25 protein-coding genes are annotated in these 26,259 nt (G+C 53.4%); 17 read left to right on the plus strand and 8 right to left on the minus strand.

The window, feature by feature from the left end; all coding sequences use genetic code 11:
- From RB298_RS18030 to RB298_RS18065, 8 genes are all read left to right on the plus strand, one after another.
- Positions 1 to 94 (plus strand): IS3 family transposase (locus RB298_RS18030; protein ID WP_486048016.1); only part of this gene is annotated, 94 nt, incomplete at its 5' end.
- 217 nt (positions 95 to 311) lie between these two features.
- On the plus strand, positions 312 to 1,205 hold the full coding sequence (locus tag RB298_RS18035; RefSeq protein WP_096776146.1) for a helix-turn-helix transcriptional regulator: 894 nt from the start codon (positions 312 to 314) through the stop codon (positions 1,203 to 1,205).
- A 50-nt stretch (positions 1,206 to 1,255) separates the two neighbouring features.
- Positions 1,256 to 2,074, plus strand: coding sequence for an NAD(P)H-binding protein (locus tag RB298_RS18040; RefSeq protein ID WP_486047855.1), 819 nt, complete (start codon positions 1,256 to 1,258; stop codon positions 2,072 to 2,074).
- 62 nt (positions 2,075 to 2,136) lie between these two features.
- Complete coding sequence (locus RB298_RS18045) at positions 2,137 to 3,087, plus strand: ATP-binding cassette domain-containing protein (RefSeq protein WP_332296272.1); 951 nt, start codon at positions 2,137 to 2,139, stop codon at positions 3,085 to 3,087.
- Positions 3,084 to 3,923 (plus strand): ABC transporter permease, encoded by an 840-nt coding sequence (locus RB298_RS18050; RefSeq protein WP_277746666.1) that lies wholly within the window; start codon positions 3,084 to 3,086, stop codon positions 3,921 to 3,923. Before RB298_RS18045 ends, RB298_RS18050 begins: the two co-directional genes overlap by 4 nt.
- 201 nt (positions 3,924 to 4,124) lie before the next feature.
- Complete coding sequence (locus RB298_RS18055; protein WP_486047859.1) at positions 4,125 to 6,191, plus strand: HelD family protein; 2,067 nt, start codon at positions 4,125 to 4,127, stop codon at positions 6,189 to 6,191.
- 264 nt (positions 6,192 to 6,455) lie between these two features.
- Positions 6,456 to 8,231 carry an ABC transporter ATP-binding protein gene (locus tag RB298_RS18060; protein WP_486047861.1) on the plus strand — a complete coding sequence of 592 codons (1,776 nt, stop codon included), beginning with the start codon at positions 6,456 to 6,458 and terminating at the stop codon, positions 8,229 to 8,231.
- Positions 8,215 to 10,068, plus strand: coding sequence for an ABC transporter ATP-binding protein (locus RB298_RS18065; RefSeq protein WP_486047862.1), 1,854 nt, complete (start codon positions 8,215 to 8,217; stop codon positions 10,066 to 10,068). Before RB298_RS18060 ends, RB298_RS18065 begins: the two co-directional genes overlap by 17 nt.
- A 78-nt stretch (positions 10,069 to 10,146) precedes the next feature.
- Here RB298_RS18065 and RB298_RS18070 read toward each other — a convergent pair whose 3' ends face one another.
- Complete coding sequence (locus RB298_RS18070; RefSeq protein ID WP_486047863.1) at positions 10,147 to 11,016, minus strand: LysR family transcriptional regulator; 870 nt, start codon at positions 11,014 to 11,016, stop codon at positions 10,147 to 10,149.
- 142 nt (positions 11,017 to 11,158) lie between these two features.
- Between RB298_RS18070 and RB298_RS18075 the strand changes: the two genes are divergently transcribed.
- Positions 11,159 to 11,815: an ankyrin repeat domain-containing protein gene (locus RB298_RS18075; protein ID WP_277749087.1), complete on the plus strand. Its 657-nt coding sequence runs from the start codon at positions 11,159 to 11,161 to the stop codon at positions 11,813 to 11,815.
- Positions 11,816 to 11,864: 49 nt separating this feature from the next.
- Complete coding sequence (locus RB298_RS18080) at positions 11,865 to 13,091, plus strand: amidohydrolase (protein WP_486047865.1); 1,227 nt, start codon at positions 11,865 to 11,867, stop codon at positions 13,089 to 13,091.
- Between the two features lie 82 nt (positions 13,092 to 13,173).
- Here the strand turns inward: RB298_RS18080 and RB298_RS18085 are convergent, their stop codons facing one another.
- Positions 13,174 to 13,860 (minus strand): G1 family glutamic endopeptidase, encoded by a 687-nt coding sequence (locus RB298_RS18085; RefSeq protein WP_452520107.1) that lies wholly within the window; start codon positions 13,858 to 13,860, stop codon positions 13,174 to 13,176.
- A 124-nt stretch (positions 13,861 to 13,984) separates the two neighbouring features.
- On the minus strand, positions 13,985 to 14,470 hold the full coding sequence (locus RB298_RS18090; protein WP_096776136.1) for an anthrone oxygenase family protein: 486 nt from the start codon (positions 14,468 to 14,470) through the stop codon (positions 13,985 to 13,987).
- Positions 14,471 to 14,752: 282 nt separating this feature from the next.
- On the opposite strand from RB298_RS18090, the gene RB298_RS18095 reads away from it, so the two are divergent.
- From RB298_RS18095 to RB298_RS18105, 3 genes are all read left to right on the plus strand, one after another.
- Entirely contained in the window at positions 14,753 to 16,153 is a 1,401-nt protein-coding gene (locus RB298_RS18095; protein WP_213579440.1) for an ABC transporter substrate-binding protein, read from the plus strand.
- Positions 16,154 to 16,251: 98 nt separating this feature from the next.
- Positions 16,252 to 17,142: a carbohydrate ABC transporter permease gene (locus RB298_RS18100; protein WP_096776134.1), complete on the plus strand. Its 891-nt coding sequence runs from the start codon at positions 16,252 to 16,254 to the stop codon at positions 17,140 to 17,142.
- Positions 17,143 to 17,158: 16 nt separating this feature from the next.
- Entirely contained in the window at positions 17,159 to 17,992 is an 834-nt protein-coding gene (locus RB298_RS18105; protein WP_009591022.1) for a carbohydrate ABC transporter permease, read from the plus strand.
- A gap of 116 nt (positions 17,993 to 18,108) precedes the next feature.
- Here RB298_RS18105 and RB298_RS18110 read toward each other — a convergent pair whose 3' ends face one another.
- A complete protein-coding gene (locus tag RB298_RS18110) occupies positions 18,109 to 19,032 on the minus strand; it encodes an AraC family transcriptional regulator (protein WP_486047869.1) in 924 nt (307 codons plus the stop codon).
- A gap of 197 nt (positions 19,033 to 19,229) precedes the next feature.
- Between RB298_RS18110 and RB298_RS18115 the strand changes: the two genes are divergently transcribed.
- The 3 genes from RB298_RS18115 (at position 19,230) to RB298_RS18125 (ending at position 21,400) form a co-directional block, all read left to right on the plus strand.
- The gene (locus RB298_RS18115) at positions 19,230 to 19,493 is read left to right on the plus strand and encodes an Atu4866 domain-containing protein (protein ID WP_096776132.1); all 264 of its coding nucleotides are present in this window, start codon (positions 19,230 to 19,232) and stop codon (positions 19,491 to 19,493) included.
- 69 nt (positions 19,494 to 19,562) lie between these two features.
- A complete protein-coding gene (locus RB298_RS18120) occupies positions 19,563 to 20,303 on the plus strand; it encodes an SDR family oxidoreductase (protein WP_192570971.1) in 741 nt (246 codons plus the stop codon).
- A 296-nt stretch (positions 20,304 to 20,599) separates the two neighbouring features.
- The gene (locus RB298_RS18125) at positions 20,600 to 21,400 is read left to right on the plus strand and encodes a TetR/AcrR family transcriptional regulator (protein ID WP_096776681.1); all 801 of its coding nucleotides are present in this window, start codon (positions 20,600 to 20,602) and stop codon (positions 21,398 to 21,400) included.
- Between the two features lie 281 nt (positions 21,401 to 21,681).
- Here the strand turns inward: RB298_RS18125 and RB298_RS18130 are convergent, their stop codons facing one another.
- The 3 genes from RB298_RS18130 to RB298_RS18140 all read right to left on the minus strand — a co-directional run bounded on the left by RB298_RS18130 (position 21,682) and on the right by RB298_RS18140 (position 24,936).
- A complete protein-coding gene (locus RB298_RS18130) occupies positions 21,682 to 22,479 on the minus strand; it encodes an ABC transporter permease (protein ID WP_096776130.1) in 798 nt (265 codons plus the stop codon).
- The gene (locus tag RB298_RS18135; RefSeq protein ID WP_213579437.1) at positions 22,476 to 23,360 is read right to left on the minus strand and encodes an ATP-binding cassette domain-containing protein; all 885 of its coding nucleotides are present in this window, start codon (positions 23,358 to 23,360) and stop codon (positions 22,476 to 22,478) included. Before RB298_RS18135 ends, RB298_RS18130 begins: the two co-directional genes overlap by 4 nt.
- A gap of 226 nt (positions 23,361 to 23,586) precedes the next feature.
- Positions 23,587 to 24,936: an alpha-L-fucosidase gene (locus tag RB298_RS18140; RefSeq protein ID WP_375120527.1), complete on the minus strand. Its 1,350-nt coding sequence runs from the start codon at positions 24,934 to 24,936 to the stop codon at positions 23,587 to 23,589.
- 119 nt (positions 24,937 to 25,055) lie between these two features.
- On the opposite strand from RB298_RS18140, the gene RB298_RS18145 reads away from it, so the two are divergent.
- Complete coding sequence (locus RB298_RS18145; RefSeq protein WP_015736793.1) at positions 25,056 to 25,883, plus strand: AraC family transcriptional regulator; 828 nt, start codon at positions 25,056 to 25,058, stop codon at positions 25,881 to 25,883.
- 70 nt (positions 25,884 to 25,953) lie between these two features.
- Here RB298_RS18145 and RB298_RS18150 read toward each other — a convergent pair whose 3' ends face one another.
- Positions 25,954 to 26,256 carry a putative quinol monooxygenase gene (locus tag RB298_RS18150; protein WP_486047873.1) on the minus strand — a complete coding sequence of 101 codons (303 nt, stop codon included), beginning with the start codon at positions 26,254 to 26,256 and terminating at the stop codon, positions 25,954 to 25,956.
- Positions 26,257 to 26,259 lie beyond the last annotated feature (3 nt).

Here is a 26,259-nt window from a genome sequence, read left to right on the forward strand (position 1 = left end):
CATTCGAGACTACATTACTTACTATAACTCAATTCGCATTCAAACAAAACTAAACAACCAGTCGCCGTTTCATTTCCGGCAACTGGCTGCTTAAACTTGCAAGGTGTTTTGATCCCTGTCTCACAAACGGGGGGCAGTCCCCTCCGTGATACGGAGCTTTTTTGTTGTCCCGCCTCATCTACTGCTTTTCATAAAAATAATCCCTATTTCAACGGGAACGTAATTTAATCCTGACATGCTAGATGTCAAGATTTATGGTTTAACATTCGATTCAGAAGTCAAAAAGGACGAAAACGCAAGGAGTGTAAACGATGAAGCTGGACCGGCTGCTTGGCATTACGATGGAATTGTTGACCAAAAGAAGAGTGACCGCCACGGCGCTGGCTGCTAGGTACGAGGTTTCGGTTCGCACGATTTACCGCGATGTGGACCTCATCAATCAGGCCGGCATTCCAATCGCTTCCTATCCCGGTGCGGATGGCGGGTTTGAACTGATGAGCGGGTTCTACCTGACGAGGCAGCACTTCTCCGTGGATGACTTTTTGGCTATCTATAATCTCTTAAAGGGCATCGAAGGGACTGTGAAAGGGAGATATACAGCGATCATGAATAAGCTCGGAACCCTGCAGCCTGCCCTGTTGAACGGAGGATGTCATGAACAAATCATAGTCGAGATGAGCACGTCGGAACATGAGCGGACATGGGTCCGGCAAATGTTGAAAGCCATTGAAGGCTCGAACCTGATAACCCTTCATTATACCAGCGCATCCGGCAGCCGCTCAGAGCGGCAAGTGGAGCCGCTGCAGCTGTACTGGGAACAAGGCGTCTGGTATTTGGAGGCTTACTGCTTGCTCCAGGAGTCGAAGCGAATTTTCAGGGTATCTCGCATAACCGGTCTTGAAATATCCGAGAACACGTTCCTCCGAAGAGAGGGCCTGGAGCGGGAGGAGCAAGAGGAAGTGCAGGGAATTGAGGCGCATCTTCGTTTCGATCCGTCCGCCGGTCCGCGGGTGATCGAGCAGTTTCCGGATGCATGCGCCTCCAGCGAGGGATGCTTGGATGTCCAAACCATCTTCTACACCAAAGCGTATGCTGTCTCGGTGATCCTAAGCTACGGTGCCAAGGTGGAGATCCTCTCGCCGCCGGAGCTTAAGGAAGATTTGCTGAAAGAGCTGGAGGACATCCGTAAACGTTACGAACCATGACGCAACAAATATACGCGTACCTTTAATCAACGCACAAGGAGGATTTCCATATGACCATTTTAATAACAGGCGCTACCGGAACCGTTGGAAAACACATCGTGCAGCAGCTTATGCTGCAAGGAAACGAAGTGAGAGCGATCTCACGCCATCCGCAGCAGGCGAAAGTGCCCGAGGGCGTTCAGATGTATGCCGGCAATCTCAATGACCCGGATAGTCTGATCCCCGCCCTGCAAGGCGTAACCGCGATGCATCTGATCATTTCCAGCGATGAGGCTTACGGAACCCTTCAGACGGATCCGCGGATTATCGAGCTGGCCGAGAAGGCGGGCGTAAAGCGGGTAACGGTATTGGTGGGCTATGAAGAAGGTCCCGTAGAAGCAGCTCTGCGAAACAGCGGAATGGAATGGACCCTGCTCAAGCCCGGTGAGTTTATGGCGAATATACGGACCGATTGGCAGGAATCGATCCGTGACGAAGGCGTTGTCCGCGAGCCGTTCGGCCATGCGTTGAGTGCGAGAATCCATGAAGCCGATATCGCTCGCGTGGCCGTTGCCGCACTTCTGGAGGAAGGTCACCATGGCCAAGAATATTTCCTTACGGGACCGGAGGCCCTCTCGCGAACGGAAGCGGTTCGGATCATAAGCGAGGTAACAGGCAAGGAGATCCGTTTTGTCGAACTGACCGAGGTACAGGCGAGAGAGCAATGGAGAGAGCAGGGCTACGACGAAGAGTCGATTGAGTTTTTTGTGCAAATGGGAAAAAATCCGCCCGAGATCGGTTATACGGTACTGCCGACGGTGGAGGAGGTCACGGGGCGGCCAGCTGCAACGCTTGCCGATTGGGTCCGTGATCATCTGGACGATTTTTAAGAGCGGGCCTTCTTAAGATGATGGAGACCGCGATGATAAAGGAAGAGAAGGGAATGTGATACTTGTCTTACGCCATTGAAACGAAAGGGCTTCGTAAATCCTATAACGGAACGGAGGTCGTTCGAGGAATCGATCTGCGAGTCGAACAAGGAGAGCTCTTTGCCTTGTTAGGTCCGAACGGCGCCGGAAAAACAACCACCATCCATATGTTATCCACCCTGATAAAGCCGGATGGCGGGTGCGCCAGCGTAGCCGGATTTGATATCGTGGGCCATGCCCGAAACGTTCGGAGAAGGATTAGCTTGACGGGCCAGTTTGCGGCACTGGATGAAGGACTCTCCGGTCTTCAGAATTTAAAGCTGATCTCCAGGCTATACGGTCATTCGGCAAAAGCGGCCCGGTCCGTAAGCGAGGAGCTGATCGAAGCCTTCGGACTCAGCGAAGCGAAGGATCGCGCGGTGCAGCATTACTCCGGCGGGATGCGGAGGCGGCTGGATATTGCCGCCAGTATCGTTACCGAGCCCGATGTTATTTTTCTGGATGAGCCGACCACGGGACTGGACCCGCAAAGCCGTGTTCAAGTGTGGGATGTTGTAAGGTCGCTCTTGAAACGGGGGACTACGGTGCTGCTCACAACCCAATACTTGGAGGAAGCTGATCAACTGGCGGACCGGATCGCCGTGATGGATAAAGGGAACCTGATAGCCGAAGGGACGCCCCGGCAATTGAAGGCTTCGATTGGCGACAGGACGTTAACCGTCCAATTCAACGAGCAGGCCGATCGGGATAAATTGGGTACGTGGTTATACGAGGCGCACGCCCTGACCGTATTGCAGGACGATCATCCGTTGGTACATAAGATCCCGGTGAAGGATGCGATTGCTGCCCATCAGGCCATCCATACGCTGATGGAGAACGGGTTCGCCATTGACTATTTTGCCTTAAGCGAGCCGAGTCTGGATGAGGTCTTTCTGTCCCTGACCGACGCAAAGTCGAAAGGAGGCGCTCCATGAGTGCAAACCAGCATACAGCGACAGCGAATAAGGACGGCTTGCCGACGGTTCGGCGAGCGGTCATCGATCCTCCCTCTATCCTGACGTCGATCCGAATCTTTATGTGGAGAACCTGGCAGCATACCAAGCATAACGGGTTTGGTCTGGTGATGGATGCGGTTCTGTCGCCGGTTCTGCTGCTGCTCATCTTCAGTTACCTGTTCGGCGGTGCCATGGCCGGGTCAACCGGGGCTTATATTCAATTCCTCTTGCCCGGCATCCTGATCCTGACGGTCGTTCCCATGACAGTGTACAGCGGAACCACGATATGCTCGGATATTACCAAAGGGGTGTACAATCGTTTCCGAACGCTGCCCTTCTGGCAGCCCGCATCCGTGATTGGCTCCATCCTTACGGATGGGCTGCGTTATGCGGCCGGCGTTACTGCTGCCCTCGGTACGGGCGTGGCGCTGGGTTTCCGCCCCGAAGGCAGTGCCGTTCAGGTGTTGTGCGCCATAGCCTTCATCCTGTTGTTTGCCTTCAGCGTCAGCTGGATATTTGCGCTGGTCGGCGTCGTGGCCAAGCGGCCGGAGACGGTGTCGGGGTCCAGCATGATCGCGATATATCCGCTGCTGTTCGCCAGCAGCATTCTGGTGGATTCGTCGACGATGCCGAAATGGACAGCGACCCTCATTGATCTGAATCCCGTCAGTATGGCGGCAACCACCGTCAGGGCGCTGATGAGCGGTACGGCAGGCCCGGCCGTGATCATGACCGGAATCGGAGTCTGCGTGCTGTTTATGGGGATATTTGCCCCGCTTACGCTTTATCTGTACCAGACGAAAAACGAGCGGTAACAAGCACAAAAAAACCAGGCCTGCATGAACATGCAGCCTGGTTTTTATCTATGGTACGTCATTTGCAGTCTATGTCCATCGTATCGCTATTTTTGGACCCACGATAAATACACAATACTACAACGGAAAGTATAAGTCTATATTTTTTTCGGGAAACCCCTATACTTAGAGCTATTCTTTAGCGAAGAGGGGGAAATCGGAGTGCTGAATCCAAACGAAAACGCAGAGCGGGAATATCTTGCATTGGTATTAAAGGAGCTTCAACGGGCATCGGAGGAATTAGAGGGGAAGGTGTCCGATTCGTATAAGGATATCATTGAAGCCAAGAAATACCTGTGGGTCAACATGGCCCAATTGGATGCGGCGGAGCGTGCGGCCAACCGGGTTGATATTTCTTTGTCGATCGATACCGGAGAGAAACAGGCGGCCAGGCTGCAGAGGATGCGCAAGCTGCTTGCCTCGCCTTATTTTGGGAGGGTGGATTTTCGTACGAATGAACCGAAGGAAGAAGAAGGCGCCTACTATATCGGCACCCATTCGTTCACGAACCCGGAGAGTCAGGAGCATCTCATCTATGATTGGCGCTCGCCGGTGGCCAGCCTGTTTTATGATTACAATGCCGGCCCTGCGTCGTATGAAGCGCCCATGGGGAGGCTGCAGGGCGAAATTACCGTCAAAAGGCAGTATAAAATCAAAGACGGCCAAATGGAATATATGATCGAGAGCTCCATGAACATCAATGACGACGTGCTGCAGAAGGAGCTCAGCAGCAACTCGGACGAGAAGATGAAGAATATCGTGGCTACCATCCAGCAGGAGCAAAATGCCATCATCCGAAACGAAACAGCGCATGAGCTGATCATTCAGGGAGCGGCAGGCTCGGGCAAAACCTCGGTGGCCCTGCACAGGGTGGCCTTTCTCCTGTATCGCCATAAGGAAACCCTGACTTCCAGCAACGTGCTAATCATATCCCCGCATAAAGTGTTCTCCGATTATATATCGAGCGTGCTGCCGGAGCTTGGCGAAGAGAAAATCATGGAGGTCACGATGGAGGAGCTTGCTGCCAAAGAGCTCCGAGGATTATGCCAGTTCCAGGCCTTCTCCGAACAGGTGGACGAAATCGTACACGCCCATGACGAGCAGGCCATCGAACGGATCCGGTACAAGGCCGGTTTGGATTTTGTGCATGAGCTGGATGCTTATCTGGAATATGGTGATCAGCAATTTTTCCAGCCAACGGATATTCAGATGAAGGGGGTGCTCATACCGGCCTCGGAGGTCATGGATAAATACCTGGGCAGCATGAGTTTGCCGGTCAGGCAGCGATTGGAGAAGACCGCCTCGGTCCTGTCGGGGCAGGCCCGTACGGAGGACGGCGAGAGGCTGACTTCGGCGGAAGCCAATAAAGTCAAAGCCGCGATCCGAAAAATGTTCAAATATCAAAATGCGTTAAGCCTGTACAAGGCATTCTTCTCATATCGGAACATACCGGATCTGTTCATCATGAAGGGGAGGAGAACGATCGAATACGCTGACGTTTTTCCGCTGATTTACCTCAAGATGCATCTGGAAGGGAGTGCCTCCTACGATATGGTAAAGCATCTGCTGGTCGATGAAATGCAGGATTATACTCCGATTCAGTATGCCGTCATCTCCAAATGGTTTGCTTGCAAAAAGACGATTCTCGGCGACAGCAACCAATCGGTCAACGTGTATACTTCAACCTCGCTGCCCGATATCCAGCGCGTGTTTCCTCAAGCCGATACGATCGAACTGGTAAAAAGCTATCGTTCCACGCTGGAAATCATGAAGCTTGCAAAGCGGATCCATCCGCGCAGCACCATGATTCCCGTGGAGCGGCATGGTGAAGAACCGCTGCTGATCCGGTGTCATGATGCGGCGCAGGAGCTGGCGTTCATTCAAGAGCTCACCCGAAACTTTCCGAATTCCGGGATGCAGACGATGGGGATCATATGCAAAACGTCATCGCAAGCCCGGCAGGTGTACGAGTCGGTCAGGGGGTTAACGGACAACGTGAGCCTGCTCGATTTTAGCAGCGACCGCTTTCCGGAGGGAATCACGATTACCTCCGCCCATATGGCCAAAGGGCTGGAATTCGACCAGGTTATCGTTCCTTTTGCGGGCGCCGCAAACTATCGTACCGAGATGGATCGAAGCTTGCTCTATATTGCCTGTACCCGGGCCATGCATAAGCTGCTGCTGACCTATTCCGGCGAGCCCGCGGTATGGTTGGCCGGCTCGGCGTAAACCGGATCAGGATTTTGCCATGCGTAAGAATATATCGTTATCCGGAGTCGCGCCCCATGGGCGCGGCTCTATCTTTAGATTATTGGACTCGAATGACCTTGATTGACGTTATGTCTAAATTTAAATAAAACATCAGGCGGTTTAGGAAGGAGGACTCCTTTATATCTAGAAACTATTAATATGGGAGCATCACAGCAAACGTATGGAAGGGGGAACGTAACGGACTGAATAATCCAATAACAGGACAGGAAGTGATATGGGACATTGGACTCTCATCGAATACTTGGAGACTTTTTCAGGAAGACGTGGCCATTTTATGTGTTGTCGATTTGCTGTCACTTGGTAGCCAATATCATCCACGTGAATTTCCCGAGGGTGCTGGGCAATTTCACGGATGAATTGAAGGATGGTTTATTGTCGGTCGGCGGCGTTGTGCAGTACAGCTGGACGTTGCTGGGTATCGGCGTCGGCTTTGCCGTCATCGGCGGGATCGGCCAGTTTCTGGTCATGTACACGGGACGTTATTTCGAATTTATGAACCGGCGCCGCCTGTTTGTCCATTTTACGGGGCTCAGCGAGCGGTTTTATTCCAAGAACGGCGTCGGCAAGCTGCTAAGTTATTTCATGAACGACGTGACGACGGTAAGGGAAGCGATCTCGATGGGGATCAATCAGACGGCAAACGCCTCGATCCTGCTGGTCTCCACGATAGTCATGCTGCTGATAACGAATGTTCCGCTGTATCTGGTGGCCGCAAGCATCGTTCCTTTGCTGCTGATACCGATCATCGTTGTCTGGCTCGGGCCGATCATCAGGAGAAGATCGCTTCAGGTTCAGGAAGCGCTGGGCGTGATGACGGAATCGGCGGAGGAGCAGTTTGGCGGGATCCGCGTCACGAAGAAGTTTGCGGTGGAAGAGACGATGAAACGGCGGTTCGGGACGACGGTGGACAGCATCCGGGACAAGCAGCTGCGGCTGGTGCGCGTGTCGTCGCTCTTTCAATCGATCATTCCGTTTCTAGGCGCATCCTCTCTTATTATCGCCCTCTCATTCGGCGGTTACTTAACGATCATGGGACGCATCTCGGTCGGTAACTTTGTCGCATTGACGCTTTACATTCGCATGCTGATGAACCCGCTGCAGCAGATCGGGAATGTCATTAATGTCGTCCAGAGAGCGAGGGCCTCGCTTGACCGCTTGAACGATCTGCTTGATAAGCAGGCCGACATTAAGGAACTGCCTGGCGCCAAGGAGCTGAATCTGGAGTATCCAGGGATTGAGGTGCGGGATTTATCTTTTTCCTACGATGCTTTGGACGGCCATGAGGGAGGTTCCAGGCAGGTGCTGCGCGGCATTCGGCTGAGCGTTCCACCCGGCGCGACGCTGGGCATCATCGGCCGTACGGGAAGCGGCAAAACCACGCTGATGAAGCTGCTGCTGCGCACCTACGACCCGCCTCCGGGGAAGGTGCTGATCGGCGGCGAGGACATTCGGAAGCTTACATTAAAAAGCCTGCGCGAAGGAATCGCTTACGTTCCCCAGGACGGCTTCCTGTTCAGCTCGACCATCCGCGAGAATATTGCTTTCTATAGAAGGGACACGGAACCGGCCGTCGTCGAGGAAGCGGCGCGAAAGGCACGGGTGCATGACAACATAGCGGAGTTTCCGGACAAGTTCGAGACCCGCTTAGGGGAGCGCGGCATTACCCTTTCAGGCGGACAACGGCAGCGGACAAGCCTGGCGAGGGGAATCATCAAGGATGCGCCCATCCTCATTCTGGACGACAGCGTAAGCGCCGTCGATGCGGTGACGGAGACGGAAATCATGGAGACGATTCGCGATATCCGCCAGGGGAAGACCACGATCATCATTGCCCACCGGATTAGTGCATTGAAGCATGCCGATGAGATCATCGTCCTGGATCAGGGAGAGATCGTCCAGCGGGGTACGCATGAAGAACTGCTGTCTACGGACGGACTGTACCGGACGCTGCATGACATTCAGGAAGAGGGGATGAAGCATCATGGCACAGGCCATTAACAATTGGCAGCTGGATCAGAAGGCGGATTTGAACGCCCCGCAGTCCAAGCCAAAGTATATATCCACGTTCCGGGCTTTGTCGGGCTATATGAAGGAACACCGGCTGACCTTTGCCGGGTTTATCGGCTGCACCTTGATTGCCATCTCGGCAGAGCTGCTGCAGCCGTACCTGATGAAAATCGCGATCGACGATAATCTGATGGTCGGCAAGAACGATTACAAGAGCCTGATGATCATCTGCGGCATCTATTTTTCGTTATCGCTGCTCAGCATGATGTTTACCTATCTGCAAAATAATTTGCTGCAAAAAGCGGGGCAGAGCATTGTAGCGAGCATTCGCAAACGGCTGTTTGCCCATATCTCGAGGCTGTCGATGTCGTATTTCGACAAGGTGCCGAGCGGCAGCTTGATTACGCATGTATCCAGCGATACCGAAGCGATCAACCAGTTTTTTAACCAGGTGCTGCTCAGCCTGTTTCGTGACGGCTTCACGCTGATCTTCATCCTGGTGATGATGTTCCAGCTGGACGTCACGCTGACCTTATACTGCCTCATCCTGCTGCCGATCATTGCAGGGATCGCGATTGCGTTCCGGCGGTATATGCGCCACACCTACCAGATGGCGAGAACGCGGTTATCCCGGCTGGTGGCTTTCGTGGCGGAGAATCTCTCAGGCATGAACCTGATCCAAGTGTTCCATCAGCAGAAGGAGCAGGAGAAGCAGTTCGAGGAGCGGAACGACTCTTATTTCAAAGCCAACATCCGGGAGATCCGGACCAATGTGCTGTTTAACCGCTCCTACGAGATATTGAACAACCTGGCGATTGCGTTCGTGACGTGGCTCGGCGGGCAAGCCGTTCTGGGGACGACGCTGGAGTTCGGCGTGCTGTATGCTTTTATTACGTATATCCGTTTGTTCTTCCAGCCGATCAATACGATCACCCAGCAGTGGAATACGCTGCAATCGGCGACGGTGGCGATTAACCGGATATGGAGCCTGCTCGCGATTCAGCCTGAGGTTACGGATCGACGCATGCCGGAGGCCTTGGAGAAGTCGAAGGTTCAGGGCCGCGTCGACTTTGACCGGGTCACGTTCGGTTACGAAGGCGGGGCTCCGGTCATTCGGGATTTGGATCTTCATATCCAACCCGGGGAAATGATCGGGATCGTCGGAACCACCGGCGCGGGAAAAAGCTCGCTCATTAGCCTGCTGTGCCGTTTCTACGACGTGAACGAAGGGAGCATTCGGATTGATGGAATCGACATCCGGGAGCTGGCGCAGTCCGATCTGCATCGGATCGTGGGCCTTGTGCAGCAGGAGCCCTATCTCTACTCCGGAACGGTGCTGGACAATGTGCGGCTGTTCGATGAGGACATATCCAGGGAACGGGTGATCGAGGCTTGCCGCTTTATCGGCGCGGATTCAATCATCAGGAGGATGAAGGAGGGATATGACACCCGGCTGTCGGAGCGGGGCAGCGGCTTGTCCGCCGGCGAGCGGCAGCTGATCTCCTTCGCGCGAATCATCGTGTTCCAGCCCAAAATTCTCATTCTGGACGAAGCGACCGCCAACCTGGATTCGCACACGGAGCAGCTCATCCAGAATGCGCTGCAGCTCGTTGCCGAGGGGCGGACGACCCTTGTCATTGCCCACCGCTTATCCACCATCATGGGGGCGGACCGAATCTTGGTCATGAGCAGAGGCCGAATCGTGGAGCAAGGGACCCATGAGGAACTGCTGGATTCCCATGGGTATTACGAAGAGCTGTATCTTCACTCCCAAGGACAGAAGCAGGAGCGGGAGGGGGTCGCAGGCTCGTTGTATCGCACGAAATAAACGGCACCCGATTGGAGGACGGAGCTTCATTAGCTCTGTCCTCTTTTTGCTGCTGGACATCCGATGAGGTGCGCAAATCTATAAGGTGGTAGCCAACAGGTCAATGAAGTTGAGCGCCGTTCTGGAGACATGGTGATCCTTCAGCCAGATTAAGGCCGTGGAGGCCGCAGCCGGGGTGTCCTTGATTTTGAAGGCATGCACCGCTGCGGGCAGCTGCTGTTTGATCAGGGTCTCGGGAACGATCGCCACGCCGAACCCCGAAGAGACCAAGCGCAGGAGCAGCGAAATGTCGGAGCATTCGGCTACGATGTTGGGCTGCAGCTTCTGCTCCGAGAAAGCCATCTGGATCGTATAATACACGCCCAGCCCTTCCGTGCTTGGCAGAATAAGCGGATGCTGCGCGATATGGGGGAGGGTCGTCTCCTGTTCGATGGATGGCTCCGAGGTGAGCATGTAAAAAGGCTCCGTCTGCAGATGAAGGATCGAGAAATCGTCCAATTCAAGCGGCAGGCGAACGATCGCTACTTCGAGCGACCGGTTTCGCACGAGCTCACAGAGCTGATACGACTCGTTTTGCTGAATTTTATACGAGACTTGGGGATATCTTGCCCTGAACTCATGGAGCCATGACGGCAGCTCTACCGAAGACAGGGTATTGATGCCAAGGCTCAGCGTTCCTTTATCTCCGTTCCCGACCTCTTTCACTTCGGCTTTAGCCTCTTCCATGAGCTGGGTCATTTGGAGCGCGTATTTGTACAGCGCTTTCCCCGATTCGGTGATTTCCAGCCGCTTCCCTCTTCGATATACCAAGACCGATCCGAGTTCTTCCTCCATGGCTTTCAGCTGCTGACTGAGCGGCGGCTGGGATATATGAAGCCGGTTGGCGGCGAGCGAGATGGTGCCTTCCTCCACGATGGCAATAAAATAGCGGAGCTGCCTGATATCCATATGCTTATGCAAACCTCCTTGTATATGAAAAACCTTCATAAATTCAATTTTTTAAGTATTTTTCATATGGTTCTGTCTCATGGTAGCATACCCATATATACGATAGAAAGAGGGGGAGTATCGGGTGCTGCGTATAACAGCTATGCTATTGATCCTTTTCCTGTCGGCCTGTCAACCAAATTCGGAGAAACACGAGGTGAAGAAGAATATGGATCGTCAACTCATTGAATCCGCCGAGCAAGGGAATACGGAGCAAGTACGACAGCTTCTTCAATCCGGCGCTAACATCGATGCGACGGATGAACAGGGAAGAACGGCGGTGATGGCGGCAACCTACCGCAATCATGTCGATACGGTAGACGCCTTGATTCAGGCTGGCGCCGATATCAATATTCGGGATCATCAACTGAATAATGTGTTTTTGTATGCCGGTGCTGAAGGAATGCTGGACATCCTGAGGTTGGCCATTGATGCCGATGCGGATGTGACGCTCACGAACCGTTTTGGCGGTACGGCTCTTATTCCGGCCTCCGACCGCGGTCATGTGGAGATTGTGCAGGAGCTGCTGACCCGGACCAGCGTCGATGTGAACCATATTAATAATTTGAACTGGACAGCGCTGCTGGAGGCTGTCATTCTCGGTGACGGCAGCGAGAACTATCAGCGTATCGTGAAGCTGCTGCTGGATCATGGGGCAGACCCTGAGCTTCCGGACGGGAACGGCGTAACTCCCCTGCAGCACGCCCAGGAGCGGGGATATCAAGAAATCGAACGCATCTTAATGGAGGCTGCGAACTAAGGGATATCGAAAAGTGGGCAGATATAAGCGAGAAGGGGATGAAGGTTATATGAACAAACACAGCAAGGCATACTGGCTGCTGCATGTCCGACTGGAAACGGGTTACCGCTACGAGGATGACGTGGTGACCGGAACCGAAACGGGACTTTTTCATGTGAGGATAGAGAATGGGGCTTTTTCTGAGATTCGTCCCGCGGAGGCTTTGCCGGATTCGCTGCTGCCGACATGGGATATGAAGGGGAATCTGATGCTGCCCTCTTTTAGAGATATGCATATCCACCTGGACAAAACCTATTATGGAGGACCATGGAAGGCACCGCTTCGTCCGGCTCACGGAATCTTCAGCCGGATCGAGGAGGAAGAGAGGCTGCTTCCCGAGCTTCTTCCCACCGCCAAGGAGCGAGCGGAGGGACTGCTGGATCTGCTGCTGCGTTACGGTTCTACCCATGTCCGCTCCCACTGCAATGTGGATCCCGTCGTCGGTCTGAAAAATTTGGAAGCCACCTTGCAGGCGGTTGAAGGATATAAGGAAAAAGCTTTTGTGGAGATCGTTGCTTTTCCTCAGCACGGCTTGCTTCGCAGCCAGTCCGTATCCCTGGTCAGGGAAGCGCTCCGGAACGGAGCCGCGCTGGTAGGCGGGCTGGATCCCACGACGGTGGACGAGGATATGGAGAAATCGCTGAACACCGTGATGGAGCTGGCGGTGGAAGCCAACGCCGGCATTGATCTGCACCTGCATGAGTCGTCCCAGATCGGACTGAATGCCTTTAAACGGGTTGCTGATCTTACGGAAGAGGCGGGTTGGAACGGAAGAGTCACGCTCAGCCATGCCCTCGCTTTCGCGGACGTCTCACCAAGCGAGGTGGATGAAGTGGCGATTCGGTTAGCGGACTTGGGTATTTCCATCACCTCCTCCGTACCGCTTGGCCGAACCATCCCGATCCCGCAGCTGCACCGCCGCGGCGTGAACATCTCGCTTGGGCAAGACAGCATTATGGACCATTGGTCCCCGTTCGGCAAAGGGGATAATCTGGACAAGGCGGGCACGCTGGCCGAACGCTTCCATATGAGCGATGAGCGTTCGCTCGGACAGGCCCTCGGGTTTATTACGGGAGGCGTGACGCCGCTAGACCAGGACGGCCGCTATGCGTGGCCAAACGTCGGGGATGCGGCGGATGCGGTGATTGTGGAAGCCAGCTGCTCCGCAGAAGCCGTTGCCAGGCGGTCCCGCCGCCATGCCGTGCTGTTTAAGGGAAACCCGGTTTACGGAATATGATAAAGGGGCAGCCGCTGCATGCCGGACTTTTCCGGCGTGCAGCGGCTGTTGTTGGTTTATAGGCTTTAAGGCGCCAGGTCCCTTATTGATGAACGCCTTTGACAACGAAACCGTCTCCCGCCCGGTTCGGATTGGAGGGAATGGAGGTAACGGTTGAATTCTGGAGCATAATGCCCCCATCATCCGCCGTGAGTTTGGGGCGTTTCCCATTGACGCGGCAGCAGGAGAAGACAACGGGGGACAATCGTGCCATCGTGGCAAGCGCCCCATTGATTTGCGGCGCTTCGACGATCCATTCCGCCGAGGTCTGCGGACCGCTATACCGCTGCAATGTTCGAAAGGTCCAGTTCCGGGATACGTTGCGAAGGCAGATCAGCCAGTTCGACCCGCTGCACTTGATGATGCTGGCATGCATGCGGTCACCCGGCTGAATGGGCAGCGGAATGAACGTAACCGAGGCGGGGAGAATCTCCCACCAAGCATAATAATAAGCCTTGCCGTCTATCCAATCATGACCCGTTCCGGTCTGTATCAAATTGCTGTTGCTGAATCCGTCAATGCCGATCCAGGCCGAGGAGTAGGACGTCCCGCGGCTTGGCCGAACAAACGGCACATTCCATTTGGCGGAGACCCGTTTGAAAGCCCCTTTTTTTCCAGTGATAGAGTATCCGCTCCAATTGCTTGATATCCATCCGATGTTACGACGCGGCTTGGCTGTAGTGTCAAGTTGGCATGTGTGATTCCACTGACCTGTCGTGGAAATCCCCATAATCTCCACCGCCTTTACTAGATTGATAGTATATCTAATGAAGAATCGGTAGAGTTGGTATGGGTTATGTGTTAGAAAGTTTGAACAGGCAGCCCTTAAATCTAGTTTTCAGGTTAATCGAGTCTTAAGGGATATGCCGTAAGGCAAAAACAAACAGGATCATGGCCCCTATGGAGGTGACCGTCCGTACATGGTTCCAGGCCGTCCATTTACTTAGGTAGGCATTCCAGACCTCGCTTCCTGCGCTGCTCGCAGGATCAACGGCAGCCAGCGCGTCATTGAGCGGGACATTGAAGGCCATCGTTACGATGAATCCCGTCAGATACAGCAGACCGGCGGCCAGCAAGTAGACGGATCCCGGTTCTCCCCAGCGGAGGATGGATAGGACTGCAAGAACGATACTGGTTAGGGCGGTACCTGTAAACAGTGCACCGAACGTGGGGTTGAGTATGGTTGCATTGATGGACTGCATGGCGTTGATCCCCTGTTCGTTCGGAATCCGCGATAAAGCGGTCATCATGAAGGATGAGAAGGCGAAGAACAGGCCGGCTATAAGGCCTGAGCCTGTCACTGAAAATAGAGCCAGCAAAAAAATCAAGCGATCACTCATGGGCAGGTTACCTCCAGTTTTAGATGTGATTCTGACATTTGATTCCATGTATATCCACTTAATAATTGTTTGTACATACAAATATATTGGCGTTTTCGGCAAAAGTAAAGACCTAAAATTGAAGGAATGAAGATAAAGAGGGATCTGTATACTTGTTTTTACTATATATGGTAATAAGCATATCTACGCTATTTACTAAATAGAGTTGAATATACGCTTTCGTAAGCGTATCCAAAATTTGGATCATATATTCAATGTGTTCAGCCAAAAGGAGGGATCCGTATGAAGTCAGGCAAGAGGGGGATTTGGCTAGTAACGACGGCTTTATTAAGCGTTTCTTTGTTGTTCGGTTGTACCGGTGGCAAGGGAACGCCGGCCGATACCGGCGATCCGGAGCCGGGAAAGGACGGAGAGACGGCCAAGAAAATCATTACCGTTACGTTTCGGGATGACGGGATCGGCGAGAACGGAGCGTTCTATAAATGGCTTAAGGAAGTGTCGGCCAGTTACCCTGACAAAAGCGTAGAGATTAAGCCGACACCGATTCAGGCATCGGAAGGCGATTATTTTGCCAAGGTGGCCCTGGCGCTGAAATCCAAAGATACGGCGCCCGATATCGTGACGGAAGATACCTTCATCTTGAACTCGGATGCCAGCGCGGGCTATCTGGAGCCGCTCGACGATAAATTGGCGGGATGGGAAGACTGGGGCAACGGCTCCTTCATCGAAGCGATGAAGAAGGGCGTCACTGCCAGCGATGGCAAGGTATACGGCGTGCCGTATAACACGGATTCCAGGGGCCTTTGGTATAACAAGGATATTTTCAAACAAGCGGGTCTTCCCGAGGATTGGCAGCCTAAGAATTGGGAGGAGGTCTTAAACGCTGCGCGAACGATCAAGGAGAAGGCGCCCGACGTTGTACCGATCTGGATGAACATGGGCAAGGCTACAGGCGAAGCTACCTCCATGCAAACCTACGAGATGCTGCTCTACGGAACGGGCGAAAGGCTGTATGACGATGCCAGCGGCAAATGGATTACGAAAAGCCAGGGCATTCTGGACGCGCTGACTTTTGTGGAAACGGTCAACAAAGAGAAGCTGGGACCGCCGCTCTCCAAAGTATTGAACGGCCAGGCAGGCAACACGGCTTCCCGCGAATACCTGCCGCAGGGCAAGCTGGCGATTTCGCTGGACGGCTCCTGGATCACGGGCAACTACATGGAAACAGGCGCGGCGCCATGGCCAGAATACAAAGACGTGCTCGGCTTTGCGCCGATGCCGACCAGCCAAGGACAGGAGCCCGGCTCGATTACGCTTGCCGGAGGCTGGGCGCTGTCGATTCCAAGCAATTCCAAGAACAAAGACGAGGCATGGGAATTTATCAAGTATGCGCTGGGCAAGGAAAATACCCAGAAGCTCGTCATGTCCTCCGGCAATATTACGGTGCGTGCCGATGTTGCCAAGGATCCGGAATATACGAAAATGCCGTTTAACGAAATCGCGACCGAATACCTGCAGAACGCAGAGTTTAGACCAGCTCAGGAGAAGTATCCGGAAGTGTCGACGCAGATCCAGACGATGGTGGAATCCGTAGCAACCGGAACATCGCCTGCGGATGCCATGAATAAATACGCGCAGGATGTTACCCGCATCGTTGGTGCGGATCATATCGTGGAGAAATAACCTGCTATAAGCAAAACCGGCTTGCTCAAGCGCTCCCGTCATCGCGGAGACTTGGGCAAGCGGTTTTTCAGATCATCCGTATGGAAGGAGAACCACACATGAGCAGTCTGTCCGTGGACGTTTACCCGAAACGAAGAAAAACGTATACCTGGCTCTTTTTTTTGCTGCCTTCAATCGCGATTATGCTCGTGTTTTTTATATATCCCATCCTGTTAACGTTCTTCTATTCCTTCACCAATCTGGCCTTGACCGGGGAAGCGGCGAGGGAGCTCAAGTTTATCGGCCTTGACAACTATTCCCGGATGTTCCAGGATCCCACGGTTCGGATCAGTATTTGGAACACGCTGGTTTTTCTTATCGGTTCGGCGGTGATCGGGCAGCAGGTGTTGGGATTTCTGATTGCGCTGCTGATGAAGCAGAGGAACAAGACGTTTCGGCGCGTGATTGGAACGATTGTGCTTGCGGGCTGGGTAACGCCCGAGATCGTGTGCGCCCTTTGTCTGTACAGCTTCTTCGGGGATGAAGGCACGCTGAATGCGATTATCACATTTTTCGGATTTTCGGAAGTGACCTGGCTGTTTACCGTACCGATGCTGACGATCATTCTTGCGAATATTTGGCACGGTACGGCCTTCTCGATGCTGGTATTTCAAGCCGCGCTGGATGACGTGCCGAACGAAATCGAGGAAGCGGCGGTAGTGGATGGAGCCTCCAAGTGGAAAATCTTCACGCGCATCATCATCCCTTACATCAAAAGCACCATTACCACGAACATGATGCTGGTTACTTTGCAGACGCTCGGGGTGTTCGGGCTCATCTATGCGATGACCGGAGGCGGTCCCGGCAACTCCACGACGACCCTGCCGATCTTTATGTACAATCAGGCGTTTGTGAACTATCAATTAGGCTATGGAACCGCTATTTCGCTGCTGCTGCTGTTGATCGGGATTGTGTTAAGCCTCCTGTATATCAGGTCGATGAAAGAGTAACCAGGGGTGAAATCATATGAATGCCAAACAACGTAAATTAGTCTATCGAATTCTGCCGTATGCGATTCTTGCGGGGATCGGCATTTGCTTCGTGCTGCCGCTGCTCTGGGTGCTTGTGGCTTCCGTCGATCCGAATGCAATGCAATCCCTGAAAGTGCCCAGCAAGATTACCGGCGCCAATTACGTAGAGGTGATTACCAGCAGCGAGAACCAGCGCGCTTATCTGATCGGCCTGGTGATGTCGCTTGGCCAAGCCGTATTGGTTGTCCTGCTGGCGCTGCTAGCGGCTTACCCGTTATCCCGTTATCAGATGAAATATAAGAAACCCTTCATGCTCACCATTCTGTTTATGACCTCGCTGCCGATTACGGCCGTTATGGTCCCTGTCTACCAGCTGTTCCTGGGGTTAAAGCTGTATGACAACATTTTTGGCGTCATCTTGTTCTATGTAGCGTCGTCCATGCCGTACGGGATATGGATGATGAAGAATTTCATGGATTCCGTGCCGAGCGATCTGGAGGAAGCCGCATGGGTGGACGGGGCCTCGGTGTTTACGGGGATCCGCAAGGTAGTGGCGCCGCTGATGGTTCCGGGGATATGCACGGTGGCAATCTTTACGTTCTCGGGCAGCTGGGGCAATTTCTTCGTTCCGTATATCTTGCTGCAATCGCCCGAGAAGTTCCCGGCATCCCTGAAGCTGTACCAGTTCTTCGGGCAGTACGGCATGGTCGACTACGGCAGCCTCGCGGCCTTCTCGGTGCTGTACGCCATCCCGGCGATCATCATGTATATTCTATCCCAGCAGTTCATGTCCAAGGGCTTCGGGCTGCAGGGCGGAACGAAAGGATAGCATGCGAATAAAAGGCAGGGCCGCTTGGTGCCCGACATAAAAAAACGGCAGAAATGCCGTTTTTTTATGTTTGACTGGCGAATCCCTTCCGTTTTGCTGTTCGTATCCGATCGGGTTTACGTTTCGTGCGTGCCGAAGTCCAATGAGTCGCGAAGACGTTTGATATCCCGGATCGGAGGCAATCCGAACATGCGGGCATATTCCCTGTTGAACTGGGTGGGGCTCTCATAGCCGACCTGAAATCCGGCGTCGGCCGCCGCGGAGGTTTTCGAGAGAAGGAGACGCCTGGCCTCTTGCAATCGGATTTGCTTTTGATATTGAAGCGGGCTCATGGCGGTGATTTCCTTGAAGTGATGATGAAGCGAAGAAGGGCTCATATTGACGGCTGCGGACAGCTTGGCGATGTGCAAGGGCTGATTATAATCACGCTCGATCAACTGGGCAGCCGCCGCGATGCGCTGCGCATGACTGCCGCTGACGGCAAACTGCTTCAGGGATTGCCCTTGCTCGGCTTGAAGGATTCGATAAAGAATTTCCTTCGTGAACAGGGGGGCTAGGACGGGAATATCCTCCGGCGTATCCAGAAGGCGCACGAGGCGGACGACGGCATCCAGCAGCGCTTGATTCATCGGGCTGACAAACAGGGCTTTTTGGGAGCCGGATTTCTTGGGAGGGGTCTCTTGGCCGGGTTTGATTAGCTCGAAAATCTGATGCTTGTCAAAGTCCAGCCGAAGGCACAGATAAGGCCGCTCGGGTGCCGCCTGGATTACTTGGCCGGATATGGGCAGCTGCAGCGAGACGACAAGATAGCTGGACGGGTCGTAAACATAGCATTCTTGTGCCAGCATGATTAATTTTCGGCCTTGGACAACGATGCATAGCGCGGGTTCATGAATCGTGTGGACCAATTCCGTCTCGCTGGATGCCCGTATAAAATGCAGAGCGGGTATCGACGTACTATATGTACCGTCCATGCCCGTGTATTTTTCTATGTATCCTGCAAGTTCGTTGTGCGGATGGCTTCCTTCATAGTTGAACATTCAGGGTCGGTATCCTCCTCCGATGGTATATGGTTCAATCTTAATCAATCATGCAGGAATAGGCAAGAATCGTGGTGGATTCGGCTACCGGATGAATGCGGTGTGAAGGCATAATAGAACTATCCTCAATGGTTAAAGGCAGACAGCTATAAATGAAACTCAAGAGGATTAGATAAGAGCGAAGAGGAGGGAATGGAATGAATCCAGCTCTTGATGCGAATGGGGCGAAGCATCCCTATGCAGGCATGTGGGTTACGAAGGACGGATATATCCGCCACGAGCTCCTCCCGAACGGGCGTTATGATGAAGCAAGAGGACCGCGGCAAAGCGCCTATCAAGGCCGCTATTTCATGGAAGGCGATCACATCGAATATGTGGATGATACCGGGTTCACGGCCGACGGCGATTTTCGGGACGGCGTTCTCTATCATGCCGGAATGGTATTGTATCGGGAAATCTAACATTGTGTCATGGCAAAAATGCGGAATGGATTTCGAAATACAGAACAGGAACGGGAGGAGCGTTGTTGCATGTCTAGCGTAAAAGGAAAAGTCGTGGCCATTACAGGCGCGAGCAGCGGGATCGGCGAAGCGGCGGCCCGGCTGCTCGCTCAGCATGGCGCACATGTGGTGCTCGGGGCGAGAAGAACGGACAGGCTGGAGAAGCTGGCTGCCGCATTGAATGGGGAAGGCGGCTCAGCCGTTTACCAATCGCTGAATGTCGTTCATCTCGATCAGATGGAATCCTTCATCGACTTGGCGGTGAGCCGATTCGGGCGGGTGGATGTCATCCTCAACAATGCAGGCGTCATGCCTCTATCGCCCTTGGAAGCGTTGAAGGTGGACGAATGGAACCGGATGATCGACGTGAACGTCCGCGGCGTCCTGCATGGCATTGCGGCAGGGCTGCCGGTGATGCAGAAGCAGGGCTTAGGTCAATTTATCAATATCGCTTCCATCGGTGCGTATGAGGTATCGCCTACCGCGGCCGTTTATTGTGCCACCAAGCATGCGGTTCGCGCAATCTCGGAGGGGCTGCGACAGGAGGTCGGGAGCAAAGGTATCCGGGTTACGCAAATATCGCCGGGCGTGACGGAGTCGGAGCTGGCCGACAGCATTTCCGATGATACGGCCAGACAAGTCATGAAGGAGTATCGAAGAATATCGATCCCGGCGATATCGATTGCGCAAGCGATTGTGTATGCCATCGAGCAGCCGCCGGAAGTCGATGTGAATGAAATCATCATTAGGCCAACTGCATCAGGGAGCTAACGAATCAGCTGTTGAGTTCAATCTCAACAGCTTTTTATGATGGAAGGATTTGTTATGCTTTTTATCAAGATGTGTTGGGACTGGATATGATCATGGCTCACGGCTGGATCACTACTTATGGCTCGCAGGAGAAGATCGTTCAGATCAGCTTTGCTTCCGAGGGGGGCGGCGAAGCCGGCAGCTCTCTGCTAAGACTCTGATTCGCCCTCTTTACCTATGGATGATGAGATATGTTATACTGTTTATAATATAAACAATTATTATCAGATGCAAGGATGCAGAAAGGAAACATGATCATGTCTAATGATGAGACGATAGATCCGGATATTGGATCCAAGCTGCCCAGAGGGGCGGCTCTCAGCTGGGGATTGGTTAAGCCGCCGCAGCGGGGACCGAAACGGGAGATGAGCCTTTCCCAGATTGTAGATACGGCCATCGACATCGCCGATAAAGAAGGGCTTTCAGCTGTCTCCATGAATCGAATTGCGTCCACTTTGGGTTTTACCGCCATGTCGCTGTACCGGTACATATCCAGCAAGGACGACCTTTTGGTGCTGATGCAGAACGCCGCGTGCGATATTCCTATTCCGGCGGAAGATTCTGCTGACTGGCGCGAGAATATGCGGGTCTACGTCAAATCGACGATGCAGGTATTCCGGGATCACCCCTGGTTCGGAGACATTCCGATTACGGGTATTCCCATTACGCCGAACAATCTGCGATTTATCGATTGGGGTCTGCGGTTCATGAAGGATCTTCCGCTGAATGATTATGAGCGGATGTCCTTGATTCTCTTGTTAAGCAATTATGCCAGAACGAGCGGCATGATGCAGCGGGATATGGACCGCGCCATACAGGCAGGCTCCACCCCGGAACAGTTCAGTGGACTCGATTATACGGAAGCGCTGAAACAGCTTATGAAGCCGGATCGGTTTCCGTTCCTGTACCCGGTTGTGATGTCGGGGGTCTATACGGAAGACAGCGAGGAAGTGAATCCGATAGGTAATGACATTGATTTCGGGTTAGAACGCATTTTGGATGGCATCGAGCAATATTTTCAAGCCAAGAAACAACAGGAACCCTCGGACAAGCCATGATGTCGGCCAAGTTACGGGGCTTGGTCGATCCAAAAAGTGCAGCAACAGCCGAGCAAAAAAAACGATCCTCTCATGAGGATCGTTTTTTTTGCTGATTGAGTCGGCCCAAGCCCGACTTGTTCAGCGCCCGGTTGGTTGGTATCGTTCCGGCCGGACTTTCATTAACGTTAGTTACGGGGGTACTGGTGGAATGACCGACTATGAGATAGGAAGGACACGGCAGCCTTTTGGAATCGGATGGAGTATCCTTCGCGCGCCCTTAGTAAAGCAGCCACCCGTATTTAGCGTCGTCCGGCTTTCCTCTTAAACGTCCACATGCTCCATACCATCGAGCCGATCAGGATGAACAGGCACCATCCGATCGCCCAGCCGATCTGATCCTGGATGGAGCCTCCCGTCAGTAATCCGCGAATGGATTCGATGACCGGCGTAATCGGCTGGTTGCTTGCGATCCCTTGCAGCCAAGCCGGCATCGTCTCGGTGGGAACGAAAGCACTGGAGAGGTAAGGGAGAAAGAGCAGGATGAATCCATAACTGCTGGCCGCTGCCGGACTGCCTGCAACGAGACCGATAGCGGCGTAGAGCCAGGTAAAGGCAAAGATGAAGAGCGCGATTAAGCCGATGGCGAGTATCCAATCCATAAGCCCTGCTGATGGCCTGAATCCAACGAGCAGAGCCACTGCGATAACAACGCCTGTCGCAAGCATGTTCCGGGCAAGGCTGGCGACCACATGCCCCGTGATGACACTCAAGCTTTGAATGGGCATCGTGCGGAAGCGGTCAATGATGCCATTAGTCATATCCTGGGAGACGTCGACGGCCGTGCTGGACGATCCGAAGCCGGCGCATAGCAGGATGATCCCCGGAACCACGTAGTTAACATACTGTCCGCTGGGATCGAGGGCACCGCCAAATACATAGGTGAACAGCAGCATCAGCATGATCGGCAGCACCATTGCCGTTATCATCGCCTCCGCGTTGCGGATGCTGTGACGGAGGCTGCGGCCGATAAAGACAGACTGGGTAACTGCTAAGGACGTTGTTTTTGTTTTCGTAGCCGTTGCCGTTGCTCTTATCATACAATTCCCTCCATTTTCTTGTCGGTAAGCGACAGGAATACATCATCCATATTGGGTCTGTGAAGACTTACGCGCGTCTCATTCGGGAGCAAGCGTATGAACTCCTGAAGCGTATGTGCGACGTCGCCGATGCTTCCGCTTGTCGGAATCCTGTGGATCACTTCGTCGCGTGCGTCGCGAAGCTCCAGCATTTCACCACCGACCCGGGTCTTCAGCTCGGCCGGACTACCTTCAGCCACGATTCGTCCCCCATCCAGAACCGCAATCCGGTCCGCGAGCTGGTCGGCTTCCTCCAAATACTGCGTGGTCAGCAGGATAGTGATGCCTTGGCTCTTCAATTGCAGGATGATATCCCACAGCGCACGGCGGCTGCGCGTATCAAGTCCTGTGGTCGGTTCATCAAGGAACAACACGGGCCGCGGTACGACAAGGCTGATCGCCAGATCAAGCCGTCTCTTCATCCCGCCGGAATACGTCTTCACGCGCTTGGCCGCCGCGGCCGCCAGATCGAAGTGCTCCAACAGCTCGGCGGTTCTCCGCCCGGCTTCCGCCGCGGATAGACCCGACAGCCTGCATATCATCCTGAGGTTTTCTTCGGCGGTCAGCACTTCGTCAACGGCCGCGAACTGGCCGGTCAGACTGATGGACTGCTGAACCTCCTGCTTGTGATCGCGGAGATCGAACCCGTTGATCCTCACGCTCCCGGCATCGGGCGTCACCAACGTGGACAGGATGTGAATCAAGGTTGTTTTGCCGGCCCCATTAGGACCGAGAAGAGCAAATACGTTTCCTTGCGGCACGCTCAGGTCGATCCCGTCCAGAACGGTCTGGTGCCCAAAGCTTTTGCGAAGCTGACGAATTTCAACAGCATAGGTAATCATGAACCGAACATCTCCTTTAAATAATTGTATATTATATAAACAGTTTATTTGATAATTAGTATATTGCATAAACAGTTATTGTGCAATACGATTTTTTTGCGTTTTGAAAACGGCATGATGATCTTGGGAGGACGAGGCGTCCGGACATAAAAAAGCCTGACGCGATGTAACGAAACATCGAGTCAGGCTCTTATAGGGATTAGTTCATGTATAAGCGATCTTATCGTTACGAACGATCCGATTCGTCATAAAGCTCCAGTTCAATGACGGTATTGCGTTTGTCGGGGAGCGGATAGGTAAAGTGTTCGGGACGCGCGAAGTTCACGAATGCGTCCTCGACGAATTCGGCGGCGCTCCATGGGCGGCTGAGGAACAATTCGTATCCGTCCGCGAGCAGCCGGGCCTTCTTCACCTTGTCGGCCATGCCGATGAGATTGATCGGTCCGATGGACTCCTCAAAGACGTGGGCATACAGTGTATTGCCTTTTTGGGTATAACGGCCCCACTCCGGTTTCGGATAATCGGCAGCCGCGCAGCCATAGATGCTGTCTCCGTTCTTGCTCATCCAGTCGCCGATCTCCTCCAGCACGTCGAGGCTCTCCTTCGGGATGGAGCCTTTCGCGTCAGGACCGACGTTCAACAGCATGTTGCCGTTCTTGCTGACGCATTCCACCAGCTTGCGGATGATGGTGGTTGCCGATTTGTAATTGCGGTCAGCTGCGGCATAACCCCAGTTGTTGTTCAGCGTAATACAGGCTTCCCATGGAATCGGGGCACCTGTCTGGTCCACAACCCCGTGCGGCGGAATGATCTGTTCCGGCGACGCGAAGTCGCCGCTGTATACGGACGGATCGGTGGTATAGATGCTGCCCCCGCTCTCGCCGCTTCCCTCCAGCCGATTGTCGATAAGAATGTGCGGCTGAAGCTCGCGGATCATTTTCATCAGCTCGGTGGCGCGCCACACCTCGCCGCGCATGTTATCATAAGAGAAGTCAAACCACATGATATCGAGTTTGCCGTAGCCTGTGAGCAGCTCACGCACTTGTCCATGCATGTAATCCAGGTATCGGTCGAAGTTTTTCGGATCGCGCTTGAAGGCTTCGTTCGCCCGCATCGGGTGAATCCGGTCTCCATAAGCCGGGTAGTCCTCATGATACCAGTCGATCAGCGAGAAATAGAGGCCGACTTTAAGGCCTTCTTCACGGAAAGCTTCCAGGAACTCCTGCACGAGATCCCGGCCGGCTTTGGTATTCGTTGACTTATATTCCGTCAGCTTGCTGTCGAACAAACAGAATCCGTCATGATGCTTGGCCGTCAGCACCGCATATTTCATGCCTGCTTTCTTGGCCGCTTTGGCCCACTCCCGAGGATTATAGTCAACGGGATCAAATTCATCGAAATAGGCCTGATAGGCCTCGATGCTCATTTGTTCCGTGCTTCGGAGCCATTCGCCTCGGGCCGGGATGGAGTAAAGCCCCCAGTGAATGAACATGCCGAAACGGTCGTTCTGGAACCATTGCACGCGCTGGTTTCGATCATGGATGACTTGATTGGTTGGAGTGGTAGTCGTTGTCATGGATTCAAACCTCCGATTCTTGGAATTGTCGAGTTTGATTTTAACAAGAATGTGTTAGTATGAATAGATAATTACTTAACTCCGACGGGTATTATAATAACTTTAGAGGACAATTGAAGATGAAGAATGAACGAAATGAACATGAAGCCATTCAGCAGATGCTCCTGAACATGCAGGTTCAGATCTGGGAGGCCGAAAGAACGCAGTGCTGGCCGGAATGGAAGGAATTCGACTACACCGTGTCGTACAACAAGCTCTATTTTATCCTGGATGGGGAAGGGTGGGTGAAGATCGGCGATGAGGAGCTGTATCCCGTACCGGGTCAATTGGTTCTGATGCCGGCACGGACCCGGCAATCCTACTCTGTCATCAGCGGCCGTCCCTATCTGAAATACTGGTCTCACTTCTCGGCGACCGTGGGCGATTCCGATGTGTTTTCCTGGCTGAACGTGCCCCATTGCTACGATTTATCGGGGAACGCGGAGATGCCGGCATTATTCCAGCAGCTCGTCGATGCGCATCGTTCCGATACCCTCGCCGCGCGATTGAGGGAAAAGTCCGTGATGCTGGACATTCTCTCCCGCGTGTTCGAACACCAGCAGCCGCAGATTCATGCGGACAAAATGGAGGATATGGGCAGGCTCCACAAAGTGCAGCAGTACATCAAAAATCATCTGCATGAGGAAATTACGCTGGAGCAGATGGCGGGAACGCTGCATTTGCACCCGAATTATTTTATTAAGTATTTCAAACGGCATTTCGGAATCACGCCGCAAAAATATTTAAGCCTCAAACGGATGGAGCAGGCCAAACTCATGCTGAGGACGACGTCTCTAAGCATCAAGGAAATTGCGGATGCCACCGGCTTTGAATCGGCGAACTATTTCTCGAAAACCTTTCGGAAAGAGGTAGGCTACAGCCCCTCGGAATATCGTAACAATATATAGCAAAAAAGAGGCTGCTCCTGAATTTCGATTCGGGAACGGCCTCTTTTATTCCTAACCGGAATTGAATTGCCTAAAACCCTTTGCCTCCAAGCGGCTTAAGCCTGAGCGGCTCTGCGCCGGCAATCAGCGCCCGCCCGCGCTGCAGCAGCTCGGACGTATCCGCTCCCTGCAAGGAAGCGGCATGCGCGTCTTGGCTGCTCCACAATTCCGTGACCCATACGGCATTCGGATCGCTGTCCGATACGTTGACGATATAAAGCTCACAGTCTTCGTTATCGTGAAGCATCGCGGCTGCTTCAAGCAGTATCTCCGCAAGTTCATCCCGTTTGCCCGGATGGGCGATCAGTTTCCCGTACATTGCAAATTTCTCCATGGA

The organism is Priestia sp. BR_2, assembly GCF_041954005.1.
GTDB lineage: Bacteria > Bacillota > Bacilli > Paenibacillales > Paenibacillaceae > Paenibacillus_AQ > Paenibacillus_AQ lautus_A.

Coding starts and splice junctions, on each gene's coding strand:
- RB298_RS18035 (WP_096776146.1), top strand. CDS start 312: ATGAAGCTGGACCGGCTGCTTGGCATTACGATGGAATTGTTGACCAAA.
- RB298_RS18040 (WP_486047855.1), top strand. CDS start 1,256: ATGACCATTTTAATAACAGGCGCTACCGGAACCGTTGGAAAACACATC.
- RB298_RS18050 (WP_277746666.1), top strand. CDS start 3,084: ATGAGTGCAAACCAGCATACAGCGACAGCGAATAAGGACGGCTTGCCG.
- RB298_RS18065 (WP_486047862.1), top strand. CDS start 8,215: ATGGCACAGGCCATTAACAATTGGCAGCTGGATCAGAAGGCGGATTTG.
- RB298_RS18070 (WP_486047863.1), bottom strand. CDS start 11,016: ATGGATATCAGGCAGCTCCGCTATTTTATTGCCATCGTGGAGGAAGGC.
- RB298_RS18075 (WP_277749087.1), top strand. CDS start 11,159: ATGCTATTGATCCTTTTCCTGTCGGCCTGTCAACCAAATTCGGAGAAA.
- RB298_RS18080 (WP_486047865.1), top strand. CDS start 11,865: ATGAACAAACACAGCAAGGCATACTGGCTGCTGCATGTCCGACTGGAA.
- RB298_RS18085 (WP_452520107.1), bottom strand. CDS start 13,860: ATGGGGATTTCCACGACAGGTCAGTGGAATCACACATGCCAACTTGAC.
- RB298_RS18090 (WP_096776136.1), bottom strand. CDS start 14,470: ATGAGTGATCGCTTGATTTTTTTGCTGGCTCTATTTTCAGTGACAGGC.
- RB298_RS18095 (WP_213579440.1), top strand. CDS start 14,753: ATGAAGTCAGGCAAGAGGGGGATTTGGCTAGTAACGACGGCTTTATTA.
- RB298_RS18100 (WP_096776134.1), top strand. CDS start 16,252: ATGAGCAGTCTGTCCGTGGACGTTTACCCGAAACGAAGAAAAACGTAT.
- RB298_RS18105 (WP_009591022.1), top strand. CDS start 17,159: ATGAATGCCAAACAACGTAAATTAGTCTATCGAATTCTGCCGTATGCG.
- RB298_RS18110 (WP_486047869.1), bottom strand. CDS start 19,032: ATGTTCAACTATGAAGGAAGCCATCCGCACAACGAACTTGCAGGATAC.
- RB298_RS18115 (WP_096776132.1), top strand. CDS start 19,230: ATGAATCCAGCTCTTGATGCGAATGGGGCGAAGCATCCCTATGCAGGC.
- RB298_RS18120 (WP_192570971.1), top strand. CDS start 19,563: ATGTCTAGCGTAAAAGGAAAAGTCGTGGCCATTACAGGCGCGAGCAGC.
- RB298_RS18125 (WP_096776681.1), top strand. CDS start 20,600: ATGTCTAATGATGAGACGATAGATCCGGATATTGGATCCAAGCTGCCC.
- RB298_RS18130 (WP_096776130.1), bottom strand. CDS start 22,479: ATGATAAGAGCAACGGCAACGGCTACGAAAACAAAAACAACGTCCTTA.
- RB298_RS18135 (WP_213579437.1), bottom strand. CDS start 23,360: ATGATTACCTATGCTGTTGAAATTCGTCAGCTTCGCAAAAGCTTTGGG.
- RB298_RS18140 (WP_375120527.1), bottom strand. CDS start 24,936: ATGACAACGACTACCACTCCAACCAATCAAGTCATCCATGATCGAAAC.
- RB298_RS18145 (WP_015736793.1), top strand. CDS start 25,056: ATGAAGAATGAACGAAATGAACATGAAGCCATTCAGCAGATGCTCCTG.
- RB298_RS18150 (WP_486047873.1), bottom strand. CDS start 26,256: ATGGAGAAATTTGCAATGTACGGGAAACTGATCGCCCATCCGGGCAAA.